4 protein-coding genes and 1 pseudogene are annotated in these 3891 nt (G+C 47.3%); 3 read left to right on the top strand and 2 right to left on the bottom strand.

What is annotated here, in order from left to right:
• Positions 1–122: 122 nt before the first annotated feature.
• Positions 123–380: pseudogene (locus tag H6H02_RS26435) on the top strand (IS701 family transposase); the annotation flags it as partial.
• 53 nt (positions 381–433) lie between these two features.
• On the opposite strand, the gene H6H02_RS26430 reads toward H6H02_RS26435, so the two are convergent.
• Both H6H02_RS26430 and H6H02_RS26425 read right to left on the bottom strand, forming a co-directional pair.
• Complete coding sequence (locus H6H02_RS26430) at positions 434–661, bottom strand: hypothetical protein (protein ID WP_190823383.1); 228 nt, start codon at positions 659–661, stop codon at positions 434–436.
• 51 nt (positions 662–712) lie between these two features.
• A complete protein-coding gene (locus H6H02_RS26425) occupies positions 713–1195 on the bottom strand; it encodes a TPM domain-containing protein (RefSeq protein ID WP_242040898.1) in 483 nt (160 codons plus the stop codon).
• Positions 1196–1395: 200 nt separating this feature from the next.
• Between H6H02_RS26425 and H6H02_RS26420 the strand changes: the two genes are divergently transcribed.
• Both H6H02_RS26420 and H6H02_RS26415 read left to right on the top strand, forming a co-directional pair.
• Positions 1396–2727 (top strand): homoserine dehydrogenase, encoded by a 1332-nt coding sequence (locus H6H02_RS26420; RefSeq protein ID WP_190823382.1) that lies wholly within the window; start codon positions 1396–1398, stop codon positions 2725–2727.
• The gene (locus tag H6H02_RS26415; RefSeq protein ID WP_242040897.1) at positions 2724–3719 is read left to right on the top strand and encodes a M23 family metallopeptidase; all 996 of its coding nucleotides are present in this window, start codon (positions 2724–2726) and stop codon (positions 3717–3719) included. The genes H6H02_RS26420 and H6H02_RS26415 overlap by 4 nt, the downstream gene beginning before the upstream one ends.
• The last annotated feature ends 172 nt before the right edge of the window (positions 3720–3891 follow it).

Here is a 3891-nt window from a genome sequence, read left to right as displayed (position 1 = left end):
CCCATTGTTCCCACGTTAAATCATTAGGATATGCTTTAGTCATTGACTCACAAGGTGCTGATGTCTACAAATTTCAGCATACGCCTTGTGAGCTTTCTTACAATAGCCCCCACTTTTCAAACATCCTCTTAAATTCTCCAGCATTTTTAAGATTAAAACAATCTCATCAAATTGAGACTGAGGTACAAGAAAGTCGGAATATTAATCTTTCTAATCATCAACAATGGAATCATCAATGCCGATGGAAGAATACTTTAAATAATCTAGGTCTAATTATCCAACTACTTTTATTATTTTAGTTGATTTATCCCTGGCTAGATATTTTACCCAATTCTAAGTTATTGCTGGGATCTAATCATTTAATTGCTGCAATGAATTAATTTAAACCCGGTTTGGCTTCTAGATAATTTAACTTATTTACTACTTGCTTCCCTCAGAAAGTGACAGAAGAGGGATAACTACGCGATCGCCCTTCTGGTTCAATGAATACAAGACGATTTAACCAATTCACTAAACTCCGAATCATCAAGACGAGAACACCGCCACAGATGGCGATCGCAACTACCGCGACTCCGCCGATCGCAAATACTTCCCAAGGAATCCCCATGTTGGGATTTTGTAGATTTGTGCCAGCATTGGTTGGTAGTTCACCCGCTCTCAACTCTACAATCAGTGCTTGCGTTCCCGCCAGGGTGCCACCGTTAAAGTCACCCTACTTAAATCGCGGCGCGATCTCTTGTTGGATAATTTTGCTAACACGCGCATCGGGGAGAATCGACTCGATACTGTAACCTGTTTCGATTTCTACGCGGCGTTCCCGCTGGGAAATCAGTAACAGCACCCCGTTGTCCCGACCTTTCTTGCCAATACCCCAGTAATTAAATAGCGACGTAGCGAACGCTTTAGGAGTAGCAGAAGGTGCAGTCTCTGGCACCGTCACTACCGCGATTTCAGTGCTATTTTTTGCCTCTAAATCTGAGATGATCTGGTTGAGTTGTGCTTCCGTCGCCGGACTGAGCATATCTGCCATGTCTGTCACCCAGCCACCATTCATTTGCCGGGGATTGGGAACTTCCTGAACGGTTAAAGCCTTGCTGACGATTGGGAAGGCAACAACAGTGAAACTCGCAAAACCAGCAAGAGCAATTTGTTTGAGCATAAGCGATCGCAACTCAACAACTGTAATGGGTGCCATCACCTCTAGAATGTCTCAGGTGGATCAGCAATTCGGTTCACTCTTTTGCTCAGTTTTTGGCTCACTGTTCGGGGCGGTGATGGGAGGGGTGTTGATAGCATCCCCTGTGTTAGCATTGCCAACGCGATGGAGGCAGAGCCGAAAAGCTAAATTACAAGTAAATTACAAGCGCTGTAGAGTTAAAATTCAGGATAACGGTTGTGGCTTTTAAAATCGGATTATTAGGACTGGGGACAGTCGGCACGGGTACGGCACAAATTTTGCTAGATCCGCAAGGGCGTCATCCGCTGCTGCAAGAAATAGAAGTTTATCGGGTAGGAGTGCGATCGCTAGAGAAGCCTCGATTCGTGGAAATGCCAGAAAACTTGCTGACGACCGATTTGGAATCGATTGTCACCGATCCCCATGTAGACATTGTGGTGGAGGTGATGGGAGGCTTAGAACCCGCGCGGTCGCTCATCCTCAAAGCGATCGCCAATGGTAAGCACGTTGTCACGGCAAATAAGGCGGTTATTTCTCGCTACGGCGATGAAATTTTCACAGCGGCGAATCAAGCAGGCGTCTATGTGATGCTAGAGGCAGCCGTTGGGGGCGGCATCCCGGTGATTCAACCTCTGAAGCAGGCGCTGAGTGTTAACCGGATTCATTCGGTGACTGGCATTGTCAATGGCACCACGAATTACATCCTCAGTCGGATGCAAACCGAGGGGGGTGAATTTAGCGAGATTCTGGCAGATGCCCAGCAGTTGGGTTATGCAGAAGCCGATCCGACGGCTGATGTCGATGGTTTAGATGCTGCTGATAAGATGGCGATTTTGGCGTCCTTAGCGTTTGGGGGACGCATCAAGCTGCCAGAAATCTATTGTGAAGGGATTTCTAAGGTCAGCGCCGCCGATATTGCCTATGCGGAAAAACTCGGCTTTACGATCAAATTATTAGCGATCGCTAAACAAGATTTACCGGCACCGGAGAAAGAAACTCCAGGCAGAGAAACGAGAAATGGTGCGTCTCTACAAGTCAGAGTTCATCCGACTCTCGTACCCAAAACTCACCCGCTTGCCAGTATTAGCGGTGTCTATAACGCAATTCTCGTAGAAGGGGAACCGATTGGGCAGGTGATGTTTTACGGACGTGGGGCGGGTTCCGGCCCCACTGCCAGCGCCGTTGTCTCGGATATTTTAAATATTGCTGGCATTTTGAAAAGTGGTGGAGATGCTGCCAAACTGCATCCCCTGTTAAGCTGTTCCCATCAAGATTACTGCGCGATCGCCCCGATGGAGGAGCTAGTCACGCGGTTTTACGCTCGTTTCTTGACACGGGATCGTCCGGGCGTTATTGGTAAGTTGGGCACCAGTTTCGGCAACCATCAGGTGAGTCTTGAATCTGTGGTGCAAACCGGCATCCACGGCGAACTTGCCGAAATTGTCGTCGTGACTCACGATGTTCGGGAAGGCAACTTTCGACAAGCCCTAGATGAAATTCGCACGTTAGATACGATAGACAGTATTCCCAGCATTTTGCGAGTTTTATGAACAAGCAGATGAGAGACAAGAAGCAGAAATTCGGTCTTTCTTTCCTGTTTCTCTCGTTCCCAATCTGTAGCGCAGGCATCTTGCCTGCCTTACGGGGAATGGTTTTTTTGCTTGTTTTAGCAGCGTCAACAAAATTGGCTACCGCTGATGAGATTTTCGCTGCACCTCCCGCGGTACCTCCCTCATCAACGGAGGGAACACCCAGAAGGACGGAGCAACTTTGCCCAACGCCAGCTTTAGATCGCATCATTAACCATAAGATTGCTCCTGGCGAGACACTACAGAGCATTGCCAGTCAATACAATCTCATCTCTGCTACCCTCATGAGCCTGAATCCGTCTTTGCGGCAAGGCAAAGCACCCGTAGGGACAAAAATTTTGATTCCTCCTTACAATGGCATTCGCGTCCAAGTTCCTGCTGGGAAAACGTGGCAAGAGGTAGCCAAAACCTACCGAATTCGTGCCGATGTACTCTATGAGGTAAACGGTTGCCAGAAAAATCCGAGAGTTGTATTCATTCCTGGGGTAAATTGGTCGCCTGCAAGTCTGTCTGGACGTAACAACCAGAAACTAGCCCAGTATCCCTTACCCGCAACGACTGCGATCGCACTGAGTTATGGTTGGCAGCTAAATCCTCGTAGCAATCAAGTTGCTTTTCACAGCGGTATCGATTTGTTGGCAGAAGTCGGAACACCCGTGCTAGCAGTGGATAAGGGAACTGTAGCCTTTATTGGCGATCGCGGAGATTCTGGCAATTTAGTCGTCATTAATCATCCGGGAGGACGCCAAACTCGTTATGCTCACCTTGCAACAATCGATGTCAGTCTTGGTGAACAAGTTAACCAGGGAGATGTCCTGGGAACGGTTGGTACCACAGGACTCCCTGACGTAGACAAACCCCACCTGCATTTTGAGTTGCGCTACAACTCGAATTTAGGCTGGGTGGCACAAGATCCACAACCTTATCTTCAGCAAGTAACTGTTAATAGATAAGGTTCTCCAGGGTTATTGGGTTAAAATGTATACGGCATAACTAAATTCTTAAACAGTAAGCGTGAACTTTCATTTAGATAGACTGCTCAACTTGCCCTATGTGACAGTAGAAAGCTGTCACGACATAGAAGATTATGTCTACCTGAATCTAAAACTATTAAATGATGGAATT

Origin of the sequence: Coleofasciculus sp. FACHB-1120, assembly GCF_014698845.1 — a bacterium.
GTDB lineage: Bacteria > Cyanobacteriota > Cyanobacteriia > Cyanobacteriales > FACHB-T130 > FACHB-T130.
Note: the sequence above shows the minus strand (reverse complement) of the source record. Positions and strands in the feature narration are given on the sequence as shown.

What these genes read in the sequence shown, in the direction of transcription:
- H6H02_RS26425 (WP_242040898.1), bottom strand. Translation starts at nt 1,195, where the DNA reads ATGGCACCCATTACAGTTGTTGAGTTGCGATCGCTTATGCTCAAACAA.
- H6H02_RS26415 (WP_242040897.1), top strand. Translation starts at nt 2,724, where the DNA reads ATGAACAAGCAGATGAGAGACAAGAAGCAGAAATTCGGTCTTTCTTTC.